Source organism: Streptomyces sp. NWU339 (genome assembly GCF_003143855.1).
In the GTDB taxonomy this organism is placed as follows: Bacteria; Actinomycetota; Actinomycetes; order Streptomycetales; family Streptomycetaceae; genus Streptomyces.
On record NZ_QFRK01000007.1, the window covers coordinates 1 to 22086 of the forward strand.

The 22086-nt window shown below is 71.6% G+C and carries 19 protein-coding genes, 1 tRNA gene and 2 pseudogenes; 13 read left to right on the forward strand and 9 right to left on the reverse strand.

Annotation, left to right across the window (positions count from 1 at the left end; all coding sequences use genetic code 11):
• Positions 1-310: pseudogene (locus DIZ27_RS45640) on the forward strand (transposase); the annotation flags it as partial.
• 44 nt (positions 311-354) lie between these two features.
• On the opposite strand, the gene DIZ27_RS10625 reads toward DIZ27_RS45640, so the two are convergent.
• The 3 genes and pseudogenes from DIZ27_RS10625 to DIZ27_RS10635 form a co-directional block, all read right to left on the reverse strand.
• A tRNA-Pro gene (locus DIZ27_RS10625) sits at positions 355-428 on the reverse strand.
• 96 nt (positions 429-524) lie between these two features.
• Positions 525-691: pseudogene (locus tag DIZ27_RS46960) on the reverse strand (catechol 2,3-dioxygenase); the annotation flags it as partial.
• Between the two features lie 83 nt (positions 692-774).
• On the reverse strand, positions 775-1872 hold the full coding sequence (locus DIZ27_RS10635; RefSeq protein WP_109378108.1) for a mechanosensitive ion channel family protein: 1098 nt from the start codon (positions 1870-1872) through the stop codon (positions 775-777).
• Positions 1873-2182: 310 nt separating this feature from the next.
• Here DIZ27_RS10635 and DIZ27_RS10640 point away from each other — a divergent pair, with 310 nt between their 5' ends.
• Entirely contained in the window at positions 2183-4111 is a 1929-nt protein-coding gene (locus DIZ27_RS10640; RefSeq protein WP_181383472.1) for an ABC transporter ATP-binding protein, read from the forward strand.
• A gap of 104 nt (positions 4112-4215) precedes the next feature.
• Here DIZ27_RS10640 and secD read toward each other — a convergent pair whose 3' ends face one another.
• The 3 genes from secD to DIZ27_RS10660 all read right to left on the reverse strand — a co-directional run bounded on the left by secD (position 4216) and on the right by DIZ27_RS10660 (position 8723).
• A complete protein-coding gene (gene secD, locus DIZ27_RS10645; RefSeq protein ID WP_181383473.1) occupies positions 4216-6549 on the reverse strand; it encodes a protein translocase subunit SecD in 2334 nt (777 codons plus the stop codon).
• A 546-nt stretch (positions 6550-7095) separates the two neighbouring features.
• Positions 7096-7764: a response regulator transcription factor gene (locus DIZ27_RS10655; protein WP_109378110.1), complete on the reverse strand. Its 669-nt coding sequence runs from the start codon at positions 7762-7764 to the stop codon at positions 7096-7098.
• Positions 7761-8723: a sensor histidine kinase gene (locus DIZ27_RS10660; RefSeq protein WP_258308322.1), complete on the reverse strand. Its 963-nt coding sequence runs from the start codon at positions 8721-8723 to the stop codon at positions 7761-7763. Before DIZ27_RS10660 ends, DIZ27_RS10655 begins: the two co-directional genes overlap by 4 nt.
• Before the next feature lie 303 nt (positions 8724-9026).
• Here DIZ27_RS10660 and DIZ27_RS10665 point away from each other — a divergent pair, with 303 nt between their 5' ends.
• From DIZ27_RS10665 to DIZ27_RS10690, 6 genes are all read left to right on the forward strand, one after another.
• On the forward strand, positions 9027-9353 hold the full coding sequence (locus DIZ27_RS10665; RefSeq protein ID WP_109378111.1) for a TraR/DksA C4-type zinc finger protein: 327 nt from the start codon (positions 9027-9029) through the stop codon (positions 9351-9353).
• A gap of 64 nt (positions 9354-9417) precedes the next feature.
• On the forward strand, positions 9418-9789 hold the full coding sequence (locus tag DIZ27_RS10670; protein ID WP_109378112.1) for a TraR/DksA C4-type zinc finger protein: 372 nt from the start codon (positions 9418-9420) through the stop codon (positions 9787-9789).
• A 22-nt stretch (positions 9790-9811) separates the two neighbouring features.
• Complete coding sequence (locus DIZ27_RS10675; RefSeq protein WP_109378113.1) at positions 9812-10621, forward strand: rod shape-determining protein; 810 nt, start codon at positions 9812-9814, stop codon at positions 10619-10621.
• Positions 10622-10684: 63 nt separating this feature from the next.
• The gene (locus DIZ27_RS10680) at positions 10685-11320 is read left to right on the forward strand and encodes a hypothetical protein (protein WP_109378114.1); all 636 of its coding nucleotides are present in this window, start codon (positions 10685-10687) and stop codon (positions 11318-11320) included.
• A gap of 257 nt (positions 11321-11577) precedes the next feature.
• Complete coding sequence (locus DIZ27_RS10685; RefSeq protein ID WP_109378115.1) at positions 11578-12087, forward strand: hypothetical protein; 510 nt, start codon at positions 11578-11580, stop codon at positions 12085-12087.
• Positions 12088-12233: 146 nt separating this feature from the next.
• Positions 12234-13676: a flotillin family protein gene (locus DIZ27_RS10690; protein WP_109378116.1), complete on the forward strand. Its 1443-nt coding sequence runs from the start codon at positions 12234-12236 to the stop codon at positions 13674-13676.
• A 70-nt stretch (positions 13677-13746) separates the two neighbouring features.
• Here DIZ27_RS10690 and DIZ27_RS10695 read toward each other — a convergent pair whose 3' ends face one another.
• Positions 13747-14649 (reverse strand): RNA polymerase sigma-70 factor, encoded by a 903-nt coding sequence (locus tag DIZ27_RS10695; protein WP_109378117.1) that lies wholly within the window; start codon positions 14647-14649, stop codon positions 13747-13749.
• Between the two features lie 196 nt (positions 14650-14845).
• Between DIZ27_RS10695 and DIZ27_RS10700 the strand changes: the two genes are divergently transcribed.
• Both DIZ27_RS10700 and DIZ27_RS10705 read left to right on the forward strand, forming a co-directional pair.
• Positions 14846-15547 (forward strand): TetR/AcrR family transcriptional regulator, encoded by a 702-nt coding sequence (locus tag DIZ27_RS10700; RefSeq protein ID WP_375231950.1) that lies wholly within the window; start codon positions 14846-14848, stop codon positions 15545-15547.
• 104 nt (positions 15548-15651) lie between these two features.
• The gene (locus DIZ27_RS10705; protein WP_109378118.1) at positions 15652-17247 is read left to right on the forward strand and encodes an MDR family MFS transporter; all 1596 of its coding nucleotides are present in this window, start codon (positions 15652-15654) and stop codon (positions 17245-17247) included.
• A 91-nt stretch (positions 17248-17338) separates the two neighbouring features.
• On the opposite strand, the gene DIZ27_RS45645 is transcribed toward DIZ27_RS10705, so the two are convergent.
• A complete protein-coding gene (locus DIZ27_RS45645; RefSeq protein ID WP_181383474.1) occupies positions 17339-17494 on the reverse strand; it encodes a hypothetical protein in 156 nt (51 codons plus the stop codon).
• A gap of 110 nt (positions 17495-17604) precedes the next feature.
• Between DIZ27_RS45645 and DIZ27_RS10715 the strand changes: the two genes are divergently transcribed.
• The gene (locus DIZ27_RS10715; protein WP_109378253.1) at positions 17605-18492 is read left to right on the forward strand and encodes an oxygenase MpaB family protein; all 888 of its coding nucleotides are present in this window, start codon (positions 17605-17607) and stop codon (positions 18490-18492) included.
• A gap of 99 nt (positions 18493-18591) precedes the next feature.
• Here DIZ27_RS10715 and DIZ27_RS10720 read toward each other — a convergent pair whose 3' ends face one another.
• Complete coding sequence (locus tag DIZ27_RS10720) at positions 18592-18978, reverse strand: hypothetical protein (protein WP_109378119.1); 387 nt, start codon at positions 18976-18978, stop codon at positions 18592-18594.
• A gap of 224 nt (positions 18979-19202) precedes the next feature.
• On the opposite strand from DIZ27_RS10720, the gene DIZ27_RS10725 reads away from it, so the two are divergent.
• Together DIZ27_RS10725 and DIZ27_RS10730 are read left to right on the forward strand one after the other, a co-directional pair.
• Positions 19203-20936: a hydrogenase maturation protein gene (locus tag DIZ27_RS10725; protein WP_109378120.1), complete on the forward strand. Its 1734-nt coding sequence runs from the start codon at positions 19203-19205 to the stop codon at positions 20934-20936.
• Positions 20937-20991: 55 nt separating this feature from the next.
• Positions 20992-22080, forward strand: coding sequence for a hydrogenase expression protein HypE (locus DIZ27_RS10730; RefSeq protein ID WP_109378121.1), 1089 nt, complete (start codon positions 20992-20994; stop codon positions 22078-22080).
• Positions 22081-22086: the final 6 nt, after the last annotated feature.

Genomic DNA, 22086 nt, shown 5'->3' on the forward strand with positions numbered 1-22086 from the left:
CGCCATAGCCGACGCGGCCCAGGCATCCGGCACCGATCCCGACCGCTGCAGCTTCTCCGTCGCCCTGAACGCCGCCCGCGACCAGATCGTCCAGGCCCAGGGCGTGATCGCCGACACCGTCATCGACCTCGTCGGCACGATCGGGCACGCGGTCCTGGGCACCCTCATGCCCGCACGGCGAACCCGCCTCGGCCCTCGCGCGGTCAAACGGCCTCTGTCCCGATACGCCTACAAGAGCCTCAAGGTCGACCGCCACACCTACAAGGCCACCGTCAGCATCGACATCTTGACGTCGGCTCCCGGACCGTAAACTTCACGGCCTTGGGCTTTTGCCCGTGAGGACCTTCTGCTCTGTCGGGACGACAGGATTTGAACCTGCGACCCCTTGACCCCCAGTCAAGTGCGCTACCAAGCTGCGCCACGTCCCGCTGCGTTCCGCGCGGCGAACCGCGTGATCTCGCAGGTCAACCCTACCTCATGCGGAGTGTGGTCCGTCGACCGGCGGCGTGCCGTGGGTGTGCGAGGGCGAACACCGGGCGGCTGAGCGGGTCGCACAACTCGACGCGGTCGCTGCCCGGTTCGCAGGCCTGGAGGAAGAACGTCCGCTGAATGGCGTGCTTGCGCGGTCCCGTCTCGATGAACACACCGGTGTCGACGCGAGATCGGTGGCGCGCAGGATGTCCTCGCGGGTTCGAACCCGTCTGCGCTGGCCGGCCCTCCCCATCCCCGGCCGCGCCTCGTCGGCCGGGGTCCACCGGGGTCCGCTGCAGCCGGTCAGATCGGCCGGGTCACCGTCATGTCGCTCGGCTCGGGCTCGGCGTCGCGCTGCTGCGGGAACACCACCGTGCCCTGCTGCAGCGCCACCGTCCGCGCGGGTGACGGGATGCGGATGCCCTCCTCGCGGTAGCGCCGGTGCAGGCGCTTGATGAACTCGTGCTTGATCCGGTACTGGTCGCTGAACTCGCCGACGCCCAGAATCACGGTGAACCCGATCCGGGAGTCGCCGAAGGTGTGGAACCGCACCGCCGGCTCGTGCTCCGGGATCGCGCCGGTGATCTCCGTCATCACCGCGGCGACGACCTCCTTGGTCACCTCTTCCACCTGCTCCAGGTCGCTGTCGTAGGACACCCCGGCCTGCACCAGGATGGTCAGCTTCTGCTCGGGACGCATGAAGTTGGTCATGTTCGTCTTCGCGAGCTGCCCGTTGGGGATGACCACCAGGTTGTTGGAGAGTTCGCGGACCGTCGTCTGGCGCCAGTTGATGTCCTCGACATAGCCCTCCTCGCCGCTGCTCAGCCGGATGTAGTCGCCGGGCTGGACGGTCTTGGAGGCGAGGATGTGGATGCCCGCGAACAGGTTGGCGAGCGTGTCCTGAAGGGCCAGCGCGACCGCCAGGCCGCCGACGCCGAGGGCGGTGATCATCGGGGCGATGGGGATGCCGAGGGTCTGGAGCACCACCATGAACCCGATCGCCAGGACCAGGATCCTGGTGATGTTCGTGAAAATGGTGGCCGATCCGGCGACACCGGAACGGGACTGGGTCACCGAACGCACCAGACCGGCCACCACCCGGGCCGCCGACACGGTCGCAGCGGCGATGACCAGGACCGTCAGCATCTGGTTGACGTTGTGCTGCACGGTCCGGGTCAGCGGCAGCGCCGCCGCGGCGGAGGCAGCGCCGCCGGCGACCGCCGCCCACGGCGCGATCATGCGCAGGGCGTCCACGAGGACGTCGTCCCCGCGCCAGCTGGTGCGCTCGGCGTGCCGGCCGAGCCAGCGCAGCAGCATCCGCAGCAGGAACGCCGCCAGCAGGCCCGCGACGATCGCGATACCGGCGTACAGCAGGTCGTCCAGAGTGAGCGCGCGCGTCACCGCTCACCTCCGGCGAACGTCCTGGCCGTCGACCGTATGTGATGTCGTGTCACGTCTCGTCACCTGCTCGAATTCGGGGATGCCCGGGAGGGTGCGGGCCGGGAGGTGTGCCGTGCCGGATCGGCCTGGCCCGCGGTCGGCACAGTCGCTCATCTTGCCGTATCGGCAGGGGGAGTTCGCACCGCGCCGAGTGGCACGCTCGGCATCCGTCGGCCGAGTGGCCGTTCGAGGGCGGCGGATCACGGACGGGGGAGCCGTTCGAGCGGTGTGCCTTGACCTCAATGAAGCTTGAGGTTCTATGTTCTCCCACATGAGCATGGAGACCACAGCCTGGACCCAGTTGCACAGCGTCATGACCGCGGAGGAGGAGCGCCGTCCCTTCGCGCGGGACACGCTGCGCCGGATCGGAGGGTTCGCCCGCCCGCACCGCCGCCGCCTGACCCTCTTCGTCCTGCTCGGATCGGCGACCGCACTGCTCGCCGTCGCCACCCCCCTGCTGGCCGGGCGCGTCGTCGACACCATCGTGACCGGCGGCGACTCGGGCACGGTCGTCCGGCTGGCCCTGCTCATCGCGCTGATCGCGGTGACGGAGGCCGCGCTCGGCATCCTCGGCCGCAGACTGTCGGCCTCCCTCGGGGAGGAACTCATCCTCGATCTGCGGACCGCCGTGTTCGACCATGTGCAGCGGATGCCGGTCGCGTTCTTCACCCGCACGCGTACGGGCGCGCTCGTCTCCCGTCTCAACAACGACGTGATCGGCGCCCAGCGGGCCTTCAGCAACACCCTGTCCACCGTGGTCGGCAACGTGGTGACGCTGGTCCTCGCTCTGGCCGTGATGCTCACCCTGTCCTGGCGGATCACCCTGCTCGCGCTGGTCCTGCTGCCGGTGTTCGTGATCCCCGCCCGGCGCATGGGCCGCCGCATGGCCCGTATGCAGCGCGAGGCCGCCGCCCTGAACGCGGCCATGGGCACCCGGATGACCGAGCGCTTCTCTGCGCCCGGAGCCACCCTGGTCAAGCTCTTCGGCCGTCCCGAGGAGGAGTCGGAGGCGTTCGCGGAGCGCGCCCGCCGGGTGCGGGACATCGGCGTACGGACGGCCACCGCCCAGACCGTGTTCATCACCGCGCTGACCCTCGTCTCCGCCCTCGCCCTGGCCCTCGTCTACGGAGTGGGCGGCCACCTCGCGCTGCGCGGCGCGCTGGAGCCCGGCGCGGTCGTGTCGCTGGCGCTGCTGCTCACCCGCCTGTACGCGCCGCTGACCTCGCTCGCGGGGGCGCGGGTGGAGGTGATGAGCGCCCTGGTCAGCTTCGAACGGGTCTTCGAGGTGCTGGATCTGCGGCCGCTCATCGAGGAGAAGCCGGACGCCCGCGACGTCCCGGCCGGGCCGGTGTCCGTCGAGTTCGACGACGTCCGCTTCGGCTACCCGTCCGCCGACAAGGTCTCCCTCGCCTCCCTGGAGGAGGTCGCCACCCTGGACCCGAACGGGGGCACCGAGGTCCTGCACGGCATCTCCTTCCGCGTCGAACCCGGACAGACCGTGGCCCTCGTCGGCTCCTCCGGCGCCGGGAAGTCGACCATCGCGCAGCTGCTGCCGCGCCTCTACGACGTCGACTCGGGCGCGGTGCGCGTGGGTGGCGTCGACGTCCGGGACCTCACCGCGCGGTCGCTGCGCGACACCCTCGGCATGGTCACCCAGGACGGCCACCTCTTCCACGACACGGTCCGCGCCAACCTGCTCCTGGCCGGGCCCGGGGCGAGCGAGCCCGAACTCTGGGACGCGCTGCGCCGCGCCCGCCTGGACGACCTCGTACGGTCCCTGCCCGAGGGCTTGGACACGGTGGTCGGAGAACGCGGCTACCGGTTCTCCGGCGGGGAACGCCAGCGCATGACGATCGCCCGGCTGCTGCTGGCCCGGCAGCGGGTCGTCCTCCTCGACGAGGCCACCGCCCACCTGGACAACACCTCCGAGGCGGCCGTCCAGGAGGCGCTCGCGGAGGCACTGGAGGGCAGGACGGCCATCGTCATCGCCCACCGGCTGTCCACCGTCCGGACCGCGGACCGGATCCTGGTCGTCGAAGCCGGCCGGATCGTGGAACGGGGCACGCACGAGGAACTGCTGGAGACCGGCGGCCGTTACGCCGCACTGCACCATGCCCGGTCCGCTCCCCGGCCGGCGGACCCCGGCCACGACCGGGACCGCGACCCGGACCACGACCGCAGCGCACCGGCGGCGGTGTAGGGCCCGCCCGGCCCGCCACACAGCGCCGCCGCCGACCCCGGGATCGGGGTCGGCGGCGGCGCTCGCGTGCGCACGGCGGCTCCCCTCGGGGGAGCCGCTCGGCGTCAGGATCCCTGGCTGGTGGCCTTCGCCAGGCTCGAGCTCTCCTCGGCGCCGGACTTCTCGCGCCCGGAATCGCTCCGGCCACGGCCACGGCCGCGACCACGCCCGCGACCACGGCCGCTGCCGTCGCTCGCGTACGCGTCGAGCTCGATGGCGAGCGGCGACGCGGTCAGGACCGACGAGTACGTGCCCACCAGCATGCCGATCAGCAGGGCGAGTGCGAAGTCGGTCAGCGAGTCACCGCCCAGCAGAGCCAGCGAGGCCAGGATGAAGATCACACCGATACCGGTGTTCACCGTACGGGGCACCGTCTGCAGGACCGCCAGGTTGGTGGACTGGGCCAGGGGCGCCTTGGGATTCTTCTGCCACAGTTCCCGGACGCGGTCGAAGACCACGACGGAGTCGTTCACCGAGTAACCGACCACGGTGAGCAGTGCGGCCAGGAAGACCCCGTCGATCGGCTTGCCCAGCCACGCGAAGATGCCGGTCAGGATCACCACGTCGTGGGCCAGGGTGCTGACCGCCGCCGTACCGAACATCCAGCGGAACCGGAAGGCGAGGTACAGGAGCTGGGCGCCGAGGGCCAGGCCGAGCGCGATCAGCGCGTTGCGGCGCAGTTCGTCGCCGAGGCTCGGGCCGATCAGCTCGTCGCGGACCTTCTCCGCCCCGCCGCCGACCTCGTCGATGGCCTCGGCGACCTTGACCGCCTCGGCGTTGCTCAGCTCATCGGTACGCACCGTCAGCCCGTTGTCCCCGGAGGACTGCACGACGGCCTGCGGGAAGCCAGCGTCGGCCAGGACCGTGCGGGCCTGGTCCGGATCGACGGTCTTGGTGGTCGAGTACTCGATCAGCCGGCCGCCGGTGAACTCGACACCGAAGTTCAGCCCGCGCACCACGATGCCGGCACCGGTGACGATCAGCACGATGAGGGACACCACCAGCCAGCGGCGCGGGCGGCGCATCAGCTGCGGGTCGCGACGGGTGAGGTACTCACGGACCCGCCCGATGGAGGCCAGACCGGTGAGCTTGGGACGGCGGTGCACCCAGCGGCGCTCCACGGCGAACTCGGCCAGTACCCGCGTGATCACCAGTGCGCTGATCATGGAGGCGAGGACACCGATGGCCAGGGTGACGCCGAAGCCCTTCACCGGACCGGAGGCGAGCAGGAACAGCAGCCCCGCCGCGATGAGCGTGGTGATGTTGGAGTCGGCGATCGCGCTGAAGGCGCCCTTGAAGCCGGCGGTCAGGGCCGAGCGGCTGCTGGGCCGGTTGCGTTTGCCGTACTCCTCGCGCGCTCGTTCGAAGACCAGCACGTTGGCGTCGACGGCCATGCCGATCGCCAGGACGAAACCGGCCAGACCCGGCAGGGTCAGGGTCGCGCCGAGGCCCGCGAGAGCGGCGTAGGAGATCACGCCGTAGCAGGCCAGGGCCACGATGGCCAGGAAACCCATCAGCCGGTAGACGACGATGATGAACATCGCGGTGAGGGCGGTGCCCAGGGCGGCGGCCCAGGCGCTCGACTCGATGGCCTCGGCGCCCAGCGTCGGGCCCACGGTCCGCTGCTCCACCGTCTCGACCGGCACCGGGAGGGCACCGCCGCTGATGAGCAGGGCGAGCTCCTTGGAGTCCTCACTGGTGAAGGAACCGGTGATCTGGGTGGACCCGCCGGTGATGCCGCCCCCACAGGCCACGGACGGGTCGACCTGCGGCGACGAGATGATCTTGTTGTCCAGCACGATCGCGACCCGGCGCTTGGGGTCACCGGCGGGGTTGCAGGCCGCCTGGCCGGTCAGCTTGGCCCAGCCCTTGTCGTCCTCGAAGTCCACGGTGACGAGCCAGCCGGCACCGCTCTGCTGGTCGAAGGTGGCCTCGGCGTCCTTCACATCCTGACCGGAGAGCGAGGCGGCGGCCAGGTGGAGCCGCTCACCGGCCTCGTCGGCCAGGACGCGTTCCCCCTTCGGCAGGGACTTGTCGGACTCGGCGCCCGGGCCGAGCACCGAGTGGACGGAGAGCTGCGCGGTACGGCCCAGCACGTCGGCTGCCTTCCGCGGGTCCTGCACACCGGGCAGCTCGACGATGATCCGGTTGTCACCGGAGCGGACGATGGTGGGTTCGGCGACACCGAGCGCGTCGATACGGCCGCGCAGGACCTCGAGGGTCCGCTCGGTCGCCTCACCGTCGGCCTTGATGGTCTCGGTGGAGCGGGTCTCCAGCACGATCTGGGTGCCGCCGCGCAGGTCGAGGCCCAGACGGACGGGGACCGTGGCGGCGATGTACACGGACAGGGCGATCACGACGAGCGCGAACAACGCCCGGAAGCGGGCGGAACTTTTCACGTATGACTCCAGCAGGCACGCCGTGGCCGACTACGGCACGGCGGAGAGATGGGTGACAGGACTCTCAGGCGCTGGACGATATAGGAGGCGCCCGGCCGAGGTCCGCCGGCATGTGCGCGGCGGCGGGCGGCGCGTGCCCGGCCGCCGGGGCGGGCCGGGCCGGCCGGGGCGGCACACGGGGGGTGTGCTCGGGGGTGAACAGCAGATGACCGGCCGGCACCGTGCGCTCCCCGGCGTCGCGCTGCGGCCGGAAGGGCACGGTGCGGGCGGTGCAGTCGTCGGCGTGCGGACCCACGTCGGACGAGTGGGTCCCGGGAGCCGCGGCGGGATCCGGCGCGGACCGGTCCGGCCCGCCGGGCGCCGCCGGCCCCGGGACGGAGGGACCGAAGGCCACGGGGGCGCCGACGGAGGGCGACTGCGCCGCGAGAGCGGGCCGCGGGCCGTCCGGGATGCCGAACCCGAAGGTCAGCAGCACGGAGGCCAGCGCGGTGAGAAGCGCGGCGACACGGAGTGGGAGGCGGGCGGCAGGTCCCGGCAGGACATGGCTCAAGGCTCGACGAGCCCCGCACGGATCGCGTACCGGGTCAGATCCAGACGGTCCCGCAGACCCAGCTTGCTCAGCAGGTTCTCGCGGTGCCGCTGCACCGTCTTGACGCTGATGAAGAGCAGCTCGGCGATCTCCTTCGAGGAGTGCCCCTCGGCCACGAGCTTCAGCACTTCCTCCTCGCGCGGCGTCAGCACCTGCTCGGAGGCCTCCTCACCGTGCTGGACCCGGTCGAGGTAGTTGCGGATCAGCGCGGTGACCGCCCCCGGGTAGAGGAACGGCTCGTCCCGCATCGCGGCCCGGCAGGCGGCGACCAGGTCGCGGTCTGCAACCGATTTCAGGACGTATCCGCTGGCCCCGGCCTTGAGCGCCTGGAACAGATACTGCTCGTTGTCGTGCATCGTCAGCATGAGGATACGCAATCCCGGCTTGAGCGCGGACAACTCGCGGGCGGCCTGCAGACCGGTCATCCTGGGCATGGCGATGTCCAGGACGGCCAGGTCGACCTCCTGGGCGCGGGCCATCGAGATCGCCTCCGCGCCGTCACCGGCCTCGGCGACGACCTCCAGGTCCGGCTCCCGGTCGAGGATCAGCCGGACGCCGCGGCGCACCAGGGCATGGTCGTCGGCGAGCAGGATCCGGATCGTGGTCGGTGGGGCCTGGTGGGTCATGACTGCTTCCTGACGGCGGGCACGGCCAACCGGATCCGGGTACCGGTCCGGGTGACGGGAGAGATGTCCAGTGTGGCCCCGATGAGCAGGGCCCGTTCACGCATACCGCGAATTCCGGCGCCCTCGTGGGCGGCGCCGATGCCACGGCCGTCGTCGCTCACCTCGAGGACCACATGGTCGTCCTCCCGGTACAGGCTCACTTTGACGTTCCGCGCCTCGGCGTGCCGGGCGGCGTTGGTCAGACTCTCCTGCGCCACACGGTAGATCACGAGCTCGGTGCCGTTGTCGAGGGTGGGCAGATCGGGGTCGAAGCTGCGCTTCACCCGCAGTCCGGTGTGGGTGGCGAACTCGGTGGCGAGCGAGGTGACCGCGCTGACCAGACCGAGATCGTCCAGCACACCCGGACGCAGCCGGCGCACCAGCCGGCGGACCTCGTCCAGGCTCTCCCGGGTGATCTCCTGCACCTGACGCAGCTCGCCGCGCAGCGGATCGGGCGCCTCGTCGGCGGCCTGCTTCAGGGCCAGCAGGATCGCGGTCATGCTCTGCCCGACCTCGTCGTGCAGCTCGACGGCGATCCGGCGCCGCTCGGCCTCCTGGGCGAGCAGGGCGCGGGCGCTGCTCGCGGCGCGCTCCTTCTCCAGCCGCTCCAGCATGGCGTTGAAAGCGCTGACGAGCTCGGAGATCTCGTCGCCGCCGCGCACCGGAAGCCGCTGGCCGGGCCGCAGCAGGTCGACGGTGGTCATCAGCCGGGTCACCCGGTCCAGCGGCGCGAGCCCGACCCGCAACAGGGCCGCGTTGGCCACGAGCATCACCGCCATGCCGCCCACCAGGATCACCGCCTCGGTCAGCAGCACAGGAACGGACACGGTCACCGGAGCCCACAGCAACAGCGCGGTCGCCGCGCCCAGCACCACCGCGTTGAGCCCGAAGATCCGCCAGTACAGGGACACGGGGGTCACGCCTTCCTCTTTCTCGTCTGCCTCTACTGTCGGACACCACAGCGACCGATGCGGCAGCGGCCTCCCGAAGGCATGCCCCTTGTCCCACGTTGTCTCACGGCGAACGGTGAACGGCGAAACAGAGTGCACGAGCCGGCCCCCTTCCGTCGATGGGCCCCGCACCCCATTTCTGTCCGTCCGAGGACCCACCCCGGGCGGGGTGGGTCCTCGGACGGACAGAAATGGGTCCCGCGCCCAATGGGCGCCAGGCGCGGAAAGGGAGACGGTGGGAGATCACCCGTCTGCCAACAGAGGAGACTCTCCGTGTCGATCGACCTGCCGCGCACCGAACCGCGTTCCGCCCACACCGCCGCCGACGAGATCCGTCAGCGCCTCGAACACGCGCGCACCACGCGGTTGGCCCAGCTCAAGGCCCTGGACGAAACAGGAGGGAGTCCCGACGACCACCTGATGTCCAACCAGAAGGACGGCATCAAGCGTGCCCTCACGGAGATCGAAGCGGCGTTCGCCCGCGTCGAGGACGGAAGCTACGGCACCTGCCTGGGCTGCTCCAAGCCCGTCCCGGCGGAGCGCCTCGAGATCCTTCCGCACACCCCGTACTGCGTCACCTGCCAGAGCCGCGCGGCCTGACCCGTACCCCGTCCGTACTCCCATCCCGCTCTGCTTCTCCTGCTCCGCCCAAGGGGGTGAAGTGGTGACCCACCAGACCATCGACGAGCACGACGAGGTCCTCACATCCGAGGACCTCGCGGCGTTGCGAGCGAACCTGCGCGAGCAACTGCTGTTCCGCCAGGAGCAGCTGCGGCAGTTCGCCGCCGACGCCGGGTCGGGTCCCGGCGAGCCGCTCGGGGAGGAGGGAGCCGGCCGGCTCGAGGTGCACGTCAGGCTCGCCGCGTCCGCCCGGATGGTGCTCGCCGACGTCGAGGCGGCGCTCGCCCGGATGGACACCGGCGGCTACGGCCGCTGCCACCTGTGCCGCGGCCCGGTCGAACGGGACCGGCTGCTGGTGGTCCCCCAGGCCCGCTACTGCGCCCGCTGCCAGCAGGTGAGGGAGGCCGCGCGATGAGCACGGGCCGAAGGAGCGGACGATGACCGTGATCCGGCGTCCACGCAGGACGGCGGCCGTGCGGCACAGCCCCTGGCCGCGGTGCCGCCGGTGCTCCGGCATCGCGCTCGACCTGGGCAGCTCCCGCACGCGCGCGTGGATCGCCGGACGGGGCATGGTCCTCGACGTACCCACGGTGACCTTCCCGGGCAGCGGCGCCATCCACCCCATCCAGCGCGGCGCCATCGTCGACGCCTCCGGCACCGCCCGGATGCTCGACCGGCTGCTCGGCCACCGGCTGCCCCGCTTCGGCCGCCCCCTGGTCGTCGTCACGACGCCGGTCCTGGACGGTCCCGCCTTCCGGGAAGCGGCCCGCACGGCCGTCGAAATCCTCCGCCCGCGCGCTGTACACACTGTCCCGGGCGCGCGGGCGGTTGCCCTCGCCGCGGGCGCCGACCACTCCAGCCCGCTCCTGGTGGTGGACCTCGGTGCGCACCTCACCGAGGTGGTGCTGCTCGCCGAGGGAGCCGTCACCGACGCCCGGCGCACCGCGCTGGGCGTCGGTGACCTGGGTGACTACGGCACCCCGCCCGGAGACCTCACCGACGCGGTGGTCGACATGGTGACGGCGATGCTGCGGCAGGACCGCAGCGCCACCACCCGCACCGCCCTGCGCCGGGGCATCCTCCTGTCCGGCGGGGGCGCCCTGCGCCCGGAGATCACCCACGGCCTGCCCGACCGGCTCGGCTGTCCGGTCCAGCCCGTGCCGTCGCCGCACACCGCCGCGGTCCGGGGCGCCGCCGGCCTGCTCGCCGCGGCGCACCACCACCCCCTGGCCACCGGACCCGGCTGACCCGCCGCCCGCACTGCCCTTCCTCCACTTCCTCCGCGCCCCGACATCCGAAGGAGTCACGACGTGGCGGGCACCGTTCCTCCCGCGCAACCGCCCCCGGGTCCCCCTCTCGGACCGTCCGACCGTCCTTCGCCGTGGCACCGCCGGCGCAACCCCCTGCGCCGCCGCACCGACGTACTCCGGGTCTGGATCGGTCTCGGCATCCTGCTCGCCGTCCTGGCGGTGGCGCCCGTGGTCGCCGTCGTCGTCTCACAACTCGCCCACCGCCACTACGAGGACACGGCCCGCCACCAGAACCTGACCCGGTACGAGACGACCGCGACCCTCACCGAGGACGCCCCGCGCCATCCGGAGCCGGGATCGGACGAGGAGGAGCTGGCCCGCTACCCGGTCGAGGTCCGCTTCACCACCCACGAGGGACGGACCGGCACCACCCGGGCCGAGGTGCGGCCGAGCCTGCCCGCGGGCAGCCCGGTCCGCATCTGGGTGACCACCGACGGCGAGGCCACCGAGCCACCGCTGACGCGTGAGGAGATCCGCAGCCGCAGCATGGGCTGGGCCCTCCTCTCCGGCACCGGCGTCGCCCTCACCGGCGCCGCCGCCCACGGCGTGACCCGTCTCGTCGTACGCCGCCGGAACCTCGCCGACTGGGACAGAGCCTGGGCCGAGACGTCCCCCCGCTGGACGGCACCCGGATGAACTGCCGGAGGCGGGCAAGGGTCCCGGCCCTCGCGCTTCCGTGCGGAGGCTCCCGGAAGGGCACCGGTGGCGGCGGGGACACGTCCGCCGTGTGCCCCGTGACCCGTACCGCGGCCCGTGCAGGAGCGGAACGGCGGGCTCCGTCGGAAGGCGGCATGAAGGGAGCGTGAAGATTGCCGAGTTCTGGCAATGTGTTCGAGTCCGGGTGTGTGAGAGCATCCGCGTGCGGGGGGTCGGTCGGCGAAAGTGAGGCCCGAATGGAGTGGTTTGTGGGTCTCGGTATCGCGGGACTGCTTCTGCTGCTGTTCTCACTGATCTTCGACGGACTCCTGGAAGGCGTCTTCGGCGGTGTGCTGGACGGCATGTTCGACGGGCTGCTGTCACTGCCGGTGATCGCCGGGTTCGTGTCCATGCTCGGCTTCGGCGGCGCGATCGTCCTCGGTACGACGGGCGTCGGGGTCACCGGCGCTACGGTGGCAGGCGTGCTGGCGGGAGTTGCCGCGGGGTGGCTGACCTGGAAGTTCAGCCGGGCCCTGATGCGGGAGCAGACCGCTGCCACCCCGCGGGGCGGCGACCTCGTCGGCACCTCCGGCTCGGTGGTGACCGCCATCCCGGCCGAGGGCTACGGCGAGGTGCTGGTGTATCTCGCCGGGCAGCCGCTGAAGCTGTCCGCGAAGAGCGCCGTGCCCGTCGCGCGGGGCGCCGAGGTCTGGGTGGAGTCGGCACTGTCCGCGACCTCGGTGGCGGTCCGCCCGGTCGAGCGCTGACCGGTGCCGACCGGCACGTCCCCGCGGAACGACACGTCACCCGTCGAGGCCCGCCGGGATGCCGACACCTCCCGCAGTACCCGCGTTCCCGTCCCATCCGAACCACATCGCCGTCCCCCGGGGAAGGCTGAGGGGATTCCACACCTATGAGTCCTGTACTGATCGCCGTGGTGGGAGTCGTCGTACTCCTGGTCCTGCTGGGCCTGGTGGTGGTCACCCGCTACAAGGTCGCCGGCCCCAGCGAGGCGTTCATCGTCACCGGCCGGCGCGGCAAGAAGTCCACCGACCCCGAGACCGGCCGGATCTTCACCGACAACAGCGGCCAGAAGGTCGTGGTCGGCGGCGGTGTCTTCGTGGTCCCGTTCGTCCAGCAGAAGTTCACCCTCGAACTCTCCAGCCGGCACATCCCGGTCGCCGTCCGGGGCGCGGTCACCCTGCGCGGAGTGAAGGCGAACCTGGAGGGTGTCGCCATCGTCAAGGTCGGCGGCACGGAGGACTCGATCCGCGCCGCGGCCCAGCGCTTCCTCGACCAGCAGGACGGCATCGTCGGGTTCACCCAGGAAGTGCTGTCCGGCGCGCTGCGCTCCATCGTCGGGCGCATGTCCGTCGAGGACATCATCCGTGACCGCGCCGCCTTCGCCGGACAGGTCGCGGAGGAGGCCGAGGCCAGCCTCTCCGGGCAGGGCCTCGTGCTGGACGCCTTCCAGATCCAGGACATCACCACCGAGGGCTCCTACCTCGAGGACCTGGGCCGGCCCGAGGCGGCCCGCGCCAAGCAGGAGGCCGACATCGCCGAGGCCGTCGCCCGGCGCGCCTCCGAGCAGGCCCGCCTCAAGGCGGAGGAGGAGATCGCGATCGCCCAGCGCACCTTCGCGCTGAAGCAGGCCGAGATCAAGGCCGAGACGGACGAGGCCGCCGCCCGCGCCAACGCCGCCGGTCCGCTCGCCGAGGCCGCCCGGCAGCAGGAGGTCCTGCAGGAGCAGGAGAAGGTCGCCACCCGGCAGGCCGCGCTGACCGACCGTGAACTCGACACCCGGGTCCGCAAGCCCGCCGACGCCGCCCGCTACCAGGCCGAGCAGGAGGCCGAGGCCCGCCGTATCGCCGCGGTCAAGGAGGCCGAGGCGGCCGCCGAGCGGGCCAGGCTCACCGGTGAGGGCGAGAAGGCCCACCGCGCGGCGCTCGCCGACGCCGTACGCATCGAGGGTGACGCCGAAGCCGCCGCGATCTCCGCGAAGGGTGCGGCGGAGGCCGAAGCCATGCACAAGAAGGCCGACGCCTTCGAACGCTACGGCGACGCGGCCGTGCTCCAGATGCTGGTCGAGGTGCTGCCGCAGGTCGTCGGCAAGGCCGCCGAGCCGCTGGCCGCCGTGGACAAGCTGACGGTCATCTCCACGGACGGCGCGGGACAGCTCCCGCGCACCGTCGCCGACAACGTCGCGCAGGGCATGGAACTCCTCAGTTCCACCACCGGCGTCGACCTCGGTGAACTCCTCCAGGGGATCGCCCGGCGCGGCACGCCGACGGTACCGGCTCCCGCGGAGCACACCTCCGTGGATCCCGCAGGCGGCAAGGTCGACATCACCGACTGACGTCCCCGGCCCCGACAGCGGAGCCCGGTCACCCCGCGGGTGACCGGGCTCCGTCGCGTCCGCCGGTGGGTCAGCGCAGGGTGAGAGGGGTCTCGGCTTCGGCGCGGGAGAGTTTCTCCGGGTTGCGGACGTAGTAGAGGCCGGTGATGCGGGCGTCCTCGACCCGGACCGCCAGGACGCCGTCGAGCCCGCCGTCCAGGTGCACGACGAGGGCCGGGCCGCCGTTGACCACGGTGGGCCCGACGGTGATCGGGAGCCGGTTCCTGCCGAGGCCACCGATCATGAAGCGGGCGACCTTGCCGGCCCCGCTGACCGGCCGCAGCGCGGCCTGCTTGATGCCGCCGCCGTCGCTCAGCAGGACGGCCTCCGGGGCGAGCACGTCGAGGAGTGCCTGCAGGTCCCCGCTCTCGAGCGCACGCCGGAACGACTCCAGAGCCGCCCGGGTCTCGCTCGGGGAGACCGTCCGGCGTGGACGGCGGGCAGCGACGTGCCGACGGGCACGGTGAGCGATCTGGCGGACGGCCGCGGGGCTCTTGTCGACGGCGGCCGCGATCTCGTCGTACCCGACGTCGAAGACCTCGCGCAGCACGAAGACGGCCCGCTCGGTCGGTGAGAGCGTCTCGAGGACGAGCAGGAGCGCCATCGACACGCTCTCGGCGAGCTCGACGTCCTCGGCCACGTCCGGCGCGGTGAGCAGCGGCTCGGGCAGCCAGGGGCCGACGTACGCCTCCTTGCGGCGCTTCATGGTGCGCAGCCGGTTGAGTGACTGCCGGGTGGTGATCCGGACCAGGTAGGCGCGCCGGTCGCGCACCTGCGCCAGGTCGACCCTGACCCACCTCAGCCAGGTCTCCTGGAGGACGTCCTCGGCGTCGGCGGCCGAGCCGAGCATCTCGTACGCGACGGTGAAAAGCAGGTTGCGGTGGGCGACGAACGCCTCGGTCGCCGGGTCGGTGGCGTGGTCGCCGTCGTTCATGTCGCGACCCCTCTCCGTCGCACTCCATCGCATTTCGTCGTGTCGCGTTGTATCTCGGGGTGTCCCGGCGTATCCCGTCATGGCATGGAGACACCGCGCGACCGACGGCTGTGACAGTACGTGGGCTCAGGTCACGACGTCGGTCGAGACCTTTTTTATTTTTGCAGGCTCTGCATATTTGCGTATCCTGCACGACGTGAGTGACAGAGACCCCGCGGACGGTGGGCTTCGGGAACGCAAGAAGCGGGCCACCCGTGCCGCCCTGGTGGCGGCCGCGGTGCGGCTGGCGGCCGAGCACGGCGCGGAGAACGTCACCGTCGACGCGATCAGCGAGGCGGTCGGTGTCTCACCCCGCACGTTCTTCAACTACTTCGACTCCCGTGACGAGGCGTTCGTGATGGTGGGCGCGGAGTCGGGCGTGCGGGTCCGGCAGGCGGTGCTCGCCGCGCCCGCAGGCACGCCCCCGCTGACGGCGCTGCGGGACGCGCTGGCCGCGGAGCTGGGGGAAGTGGAGCAACAGCACGAGCTGTGGCGCCTGCATTCCGAGGTGCTGCGCAGATCGCCGCACCTGCTGGTGCGGAGTCTCAGCGCCCACGTCGAGGACGAGTTCCTTCTGGCCGAGACGCTCGCGGAGCGCATCGGCGCCGGATCGCCGCTGTTCACAGGGGACCGCCCCCCTCTCGGGTCGGCCGAGGGCGAACTGCGCAGGCAGGCCCTGGGGCTGTATCCGAGGCTGCTGGCCGCCGTCGGCACCACGGCCGTCCGCGTGGCCGTGGAGCACTGGTGCGTGCGGCAGGACGAGGCTCCCTTCGAGGCGGTCTTCCGATCGGTGTTCGACCACGTGGCCGCCGGACTTCCGAAACCGGTCGAACCCGCCGAGCCCGTCGAAGGGACCTGACTCCCTCCGTCTCTCACGGAACGGCTGCGCGTCGTCCCCGGCACGCGTGATCCGTCCCTCTCGCTCTTCCCTCTCACACTCTTGACCGCTGCGAAAGAACCGAAGTGAACTCAACACCGGCGCCCGTGGAGGCGTCACCCACCGCCATGACCCACCGGCAGATACTCCAGGCCATGTCGGGGCTGATGGCGGGCATGTTCGTCGCCATCCTGGCCGGCACCGTGGTCGCCAACGCGCTCCCGCGCATCATCGCCGATCTGGAGGCCAGCCAGTCCTCCTACACCTGGGTCATCACCGCCGAACTGCTGGCGATGACGGCGACGGTGCCCCTGTGGGGCAAGCTGTCGGACCTGTTCAACCAGAAGCTGCTGCTCCAGCTGTCCCTGTCCCTCTTCATCGTCGGCTCGCTGCTCGCGGGCTTCTCGCAGGAAGTGGGACTGCTGATCTTCAGCCGCGTGGTGCAGGGCATCGGCGCGGGCGGTCTCACGGCTCTGGCGCAGGTCGTGATGGCGGCCATCATCCCGCCGCGCCGGCTCGGCAAGTACGCGGGCATCTTCGGTGCCGTCTTCGCGGTCGGCACCGTGGCCGGACCGCTCATCGGAGGTGTCCTGGTGGACACGTCCTGGCTCGGCTGGCGCTGGTGCTTCTTCATCGGGGTGCCGTTCGCGCTGCTCGCCATCGCGCTGCTGCAGCGCACCCTGAAGCTGCCCACCATTCGCCGTGAGGCGAGGATCGACTTCCTGGGCGCCTTCCTGATCGTCGCGGGTGTCTGCGCCCTGCTCATCTGGGTCTCGCTCGCGGGGACCGAGTTCGACTGGGTCTCGTGGCAGACCGCCGCTCTGACCGGCGGGGGAGTGCTGCTGCTGATCGCCGCGGTCGTCGTCGAGTCGCGCGTGCCGGAACCGATCATCCCCCTGGGCATCTTCCGCAACCGCACCGTGACGCTCACCACCGTCGCCAGTCTCCTCGTCGGTGTGGCCATGTTCGGCGGCACCGTCTTCCTCTCGCAGTACTTCCAGATCTCCCTGGGCAAGTCCCCGACGATCGCGGGTCTGATGAGCCTGCCCATGATCCTGGGCCTGCTCGTCTCCTCGACCGTCGCCGGGCAGATCATCACCAAGACCGGCCGGTGGAAGGTGTACCTGGTCGCGGGCTCCATCATCATGACGGCGGGCCTCGGGCTGCTGTCCACCATCGACGTCGACACCCACTTCGGCCTGCTCGGCACCTACATGGCGATCATGGGCATCGGCGTCGGCATGCTGATGCAGAACCTGGTGCTGGCCGCCCAGAACGACGTTCCCGCCACCGAACTGGGCGCCGCCACCTCGGTGTTGTCCTTCTTCCGGAGCATGGGCGGCACCATCGGCACCAGTGTGCTCGGGGCGATCCTCGCCAACCGGGTCGCCACCGAGATGACCAAGAGCCTGACGGAAGCGGGCATCCCGGCCGGTGCGAACGAGTCCGGCGGAGGCGGAGTGCCCGACATGGCGACGTTGCCCGGGCCGATGCGGGAGATCGTGGAGCGCGCCTACGGGGTCGCCACCGCGGAGCTCTTCCTCGTGGCCACGCCCGTCGCGGCCCTCGCCGTGATCGCCGTGCTGTTCATCAGGGAGAAGCCGCTGAAGGACACCAGCGGCATGGAGCGGCTCACCGCGGACTCCGCCGGTACGGCGGCATCGACGGCCGGCGTCGGCTGAGGCGCGCACGCCCTGTGGGGCGGCGGAGTGCGGAGGTCTTCCGGCGGAACGCCCGGAGGGCCTCCGCGCTCGTCACGCCCCCTCGGGGGACTCACCCGGCGCCGGGAAGGACCTCCTCCGCGCCGCCCTCGACGACGGTCGGCAGGACGGGCTTGGCGTCGCGGCCGGAGCCGATGGAGGATGGGAAGGAGGACACGCCGTTCGGGGTGCTCTCCTCGGTGTGCACCTCGAACGCGGTGCCGGACACCGCGAAGGAGGCGGCGATCGCCCCCCGGGCGGAGGGAGATGCCCACGGCCCCACAGCCCCACGGCCAGGGCGCAGGGGACGAGCACGACGGTCTCTGGGAGCGTGGTGACATGGCCTACGACCACGCACACACCGGCCCGGGCACGGGTCCCGCACCCGGTCCGGACACCCGCTCCGAGCCCGTCCCGTTCGCGCCGGGCTCCCTCCTCTGGGACATCGTCGGCGACGTCCGGATCCTGCTCTCCCTGCCGGCGGCCCTGGTGCTCCAGGTCGCCCACCCGGCGGTCGGCGCGGGCGTCGACGACCACTCCGTGTTCCGCACCGACCCCTGGGGCCGGGCCGAGCGCTCGCTGAACTCCCTGCAACTGTGGGTCTACGGCGGCGAACAGGCCCTCGAGGAGGGTCGCAGGCTCCGTGAACTGCACAAGGGCATCAGCGGCACCGACACCCGCGGCCGCGCTTACCACGCACTCACTCCCGCCTACTACGCCTGGGTGCACGCCACCGCCTACCCCGTCTTCCTGAGGGCCGCGCAGTACCTGTCCCGCCCGCTCGACGAACCGGACGAACGCCGCCTCTACGACGAACTCCTCAACCTCGGGGCCATCCTCGGCATCAAGCAGCGCGACATGCCGCGCACCCCGGAGGAGTTCTGGCCGTACTTCGACGCGATGGTGCGGGAGGAACTGGAGAAGACGGCCGTCGTGACGGAACTGCTCGACCCGCGGCGGCCGATCCCGCCGCCGGACGGCGCGGGCACGCTCCTGCGCCGACTCTGGCCGGTGCTCCGTCCGCCCCTGGCGCGACTGCACGTCTTCGTCACGACCGGCCTGCTTCCGCCCACCGTCCGTGACCACCTGGGCCTGGCCTGGACGGCACGTGACGAACGACGACTGCGCCGCCTGGGCGCCGTCGTCCGCACGGTGGTCCCGCTCCTGCCCGAGCGCCTGGGCTACCTGCCCACGGCCCGGGCGGCCCGCCGCGCCGCCCGGAGGTGACCCCGGTCCCGGCACGGCGCGGCCTGAACGGCCGGTGACCGTTTCCCGGCCGTCCCCGGTGGTGCGCGTCCGGCGCGGGCGCGCACCACACGCCCGGCGTCAGCCGGGACGGCGCTGGTCCTTGTCCTTGCCCGGGTCGACGCCGGTGAAGGCGGAGTCGTCCCTGGTGCCGCTCGGGCGCCGGGAGCGACCTCGGCGTCCGGTGTCGCGCATTCCTTTCTCCGCGTCGCCGCCGTACTCCTCGCCGCTCTTCGTGCCGCTCTCGACCGTGTCCCCGGGGACGGATCCACGTTCCTGCTTGGACTTCCTGCGTCCCTTGCCGGGGGGCGGGGCGTGCTCGTCCGTGTGGAAGGAGCGCCGGGCGCTCGGGTTGTCCTGCTGGCGTGTCTCGTCGACGTCGGGAGCCCAGCCGTGCTGCTCGGTGCCCTTGTGGCGGCTCGGGCCTTCGCCGTGCGAGGGCTGCGACGACTTCTCTTTCCTGGACATGTGCGGGCCTGCCTGTCGGTTGTCGTGTCGGCCACTCCGTCGAGTGCCCGATATCTACCCATTGTCACCCCTGGTGGCGAGCTCGCCTCCCGGCCAGGTGGAGCCGAAGTGTCACCCGTGCGAGCGATGCCCGGGGGTCATGCCACCACTGGGGGGCGCAAGGGTCCGACGATCCCCGGACGGCCGCGGTACGACGGCGGCCGCGCCTTCGAGGGAGAGCCGCCATGCGTATTCTGCTCGTCGCCAGCGCGTACAACAGCCTCACGCAGCGCGTCCACGCCGAGCTGGCCGAGCCGGCCGAGCTGTCGGGGTGCCGCCACACCGTCGCCGTGGAGGTCACGCCGCACGGCGAGGACGTGCGCCGTGCCGTGCGCCGGCACGATCCCGAGCTGGTCGTGGCCCCCATGCTGAAGGCCGTCGTGCCGCCTGACGTCTGGGCGGCGCGGACCTGCTTGATCGTCCACCCCGGCCCCGTGGGGGACCGTGGGCCGTCCTCACTCGACTGGGCCGTTCAGGAGGGAGCCGGTGAGTGGGGCGTCACCGTGCTGGAGGCCGTGGCCGAGATGGACGCCGGCCCCGTGTGGGCGACGACGAACTTCGCCGTGCCGGACGTGGCGAAGAGCGACCTGTACCGGGGCGAGGTGTCCGACGCGGCGCTGGAAGCCGTCCTGCTCGCGGTCGACCGGTTCGCCTCCGGCACGTACGTGCCCCGGTCGCAGGACGACTTCACCCGCTTGCCGGGTGCCAGGACCCGGCCGCCGCTGCGGCAGAAGGACCGGGGCATCTCCTGGGACACGGACTCCACCGAGACCGTCCTGCGCAAGCTGCGCGCCGCGGACTCCCAGCCGGGCGTGCGCGACGAACTCCTCGGCCGCGAATGGTTCCTGCACGGCGGCCATGCGGAGGACCGGCTCCGCGGCCGCCCGGGTGAACTCCTGGCGACCCGTACCGGCGCGATCTGCCGGGCCACGGCGGACGGCGCGGTCTGGATCCCGGAACTGCGGGCCCGCACCGGCCCGGGACGTCCCCGGGCCTGCAAACTGCCCGCCACCCTCGCCCTCGCCGACCGCCTGCCCGCCCTGCCCGAAGTCCCCGCGGCACCGCAGCCGCCTCCCGGAGCCCGGACCTGGCAGGACATCCGTTACCGGGAGGAGGGGCAGGTCGGCTTCCTGACCTTCTCCTTCCCGGGCGGTGCCATGGGCACCGACCACTGCCGCCGTCTGCTGGACGCCTACCGGGCGGCCTGCTCCCGCCCCACCGGCGTCCTCGTACTGGGCGGTGGCCGGGACTTCTTCTCCAACGGCATCCACCTGAACGTCATCGAGGCGGCGTCCGACCCGGCTGCCGAGTCCTGGGCCAACATCAACGCCATGGACGACCTCGTCGAGGCCGTCCTCACCACGACCGACCGGTTCGTCGTCAGCGCGATCGGCGGCAACGCGGCCGCCGGCGGGGTCATGCTCGCCCTGGCCGCGGACGAGGTCTGGTGCCGCTCCGGTTCGGTCCTCAACCCGCACTACCGGCTCATGGGCCTGTACGGCTCCGAGTACTGGACGTACACCCTGCCCCGCCGGGTGGGCGCCGCCACGGCGGAACGGCTCACCGCCGGGGCCGCGCCGCTGACGGCCTCGGCGGCGCTCGGCATGGGGCTCGTCGACCGGGTCCTGCACTGCGGCCCGGAGGACTTCACCGACGACGTCACCCGAACGGCCGCACATCTGGCGGCCCTTCCCTCCGTTCAGACGCGTCTCGCGGCCAAGAAGGCGGAAGCCGAGCACCGGGAGGCCACTTCACCTCTCGCCCGTTACCGGGAGCAGGAACTCGCCCGCATGCGGAGCATCTTCGACGACCCGGCGGCCCCCTACCACGCCCTGCGCGGGGCCTTCGTGCGCAAGGAATCCGCGGCCACCGACGGAGGCATTCCGGATGCGGCCCTCGCCGGACGGGCCGACTGTTAGCAGAGAACGAAGATCCGAGCGCGGGTCTTGCCGCACCCTTCAGGAGGCGTTCCCCATGAACGCAGCATCGCCGACCACGGTCGAGGAGCCCGGCGCGACGGGCACGTCCGACTCCGAAGAGAAGCCGATCCACATCCTCTGGATCAACGCCGGGCTGAGCTGCGACGGCGACTCCGTCTCCCTGACCGCAGCCATGCAGCCGAGCATCGAGGAGATCGCGCTCCAAGGGCTGCCGGGTCTGCCGAAGATCGCGGTGCACTGGCCGCTGATCGACTTCGAATGTGGTCCGGTCGGCGGAGCCGACACGTTCATCGAATGGTTCTTCAAGGGCGAACGCGGCGAGATCGACCCCTTCGTCCTGGTCGTCGAGGGCTCGATCCCCAACGAGGCCATCAAGCAGGAGGGGTACTGGTGCGGCTTCGGTGACGACCCCGAGACCGGGCAGCCCATCACCACCAGCGAATGGATCGACCGGCTGGCGCCCAAGGCCCTGGCCGTCGTCGCCATCGGCACGTGCGCCACCTACGGCGGTATCCACGCCATGGCAGGCAATCCCACCGGTGCGATGGGCGTGCCCGACTACCTCGGATGGGACTGGAAGTCGAAGGCGGGCATCCCCATCGTGTGCGTGCCCGGCTGTCCGATCCAGCCCGACAACTTCGCCGAGACGCTGACGTACCTGCTCTACCAGGCCGCCGGTTCGGCGCCGATGATCCCGCTCGACGACAAGCTCCGGCCGACCTGGCTGTTCGGTGCCACCGTGCACGAGGGCTGCGACCGGGCCGGCTACTACGAGCAGGGGCAGTTCGCCACCAGCTACGACTCGCCCAAGTGCTCGGTGAAGCTCGGCTGCTGGGGACCCGTCGTCAAGTGCAACGTGACCAAGCGCGGCTGGATGAACGGCATCGGCGGCTGCCCGAACGTGGGCGGCATCTGCATCGCGTGCACCATGCCGGGCTTCCCCGACAAGTTCATGCCGTTCATGGACGAACCCCCCGGCGCCAAGGTCTCCAGCACCGGGAGCGGCGCGTACGGCGCCCTCGTCCGCAGGCTCCGCACGATCACGGCGCGGACCGTGGACAAGGAGCCGAGGTGGCGCCACACGGGAGACAAGATCACCACCGGCTACCGGCCGCCGTGGTGACAGCAC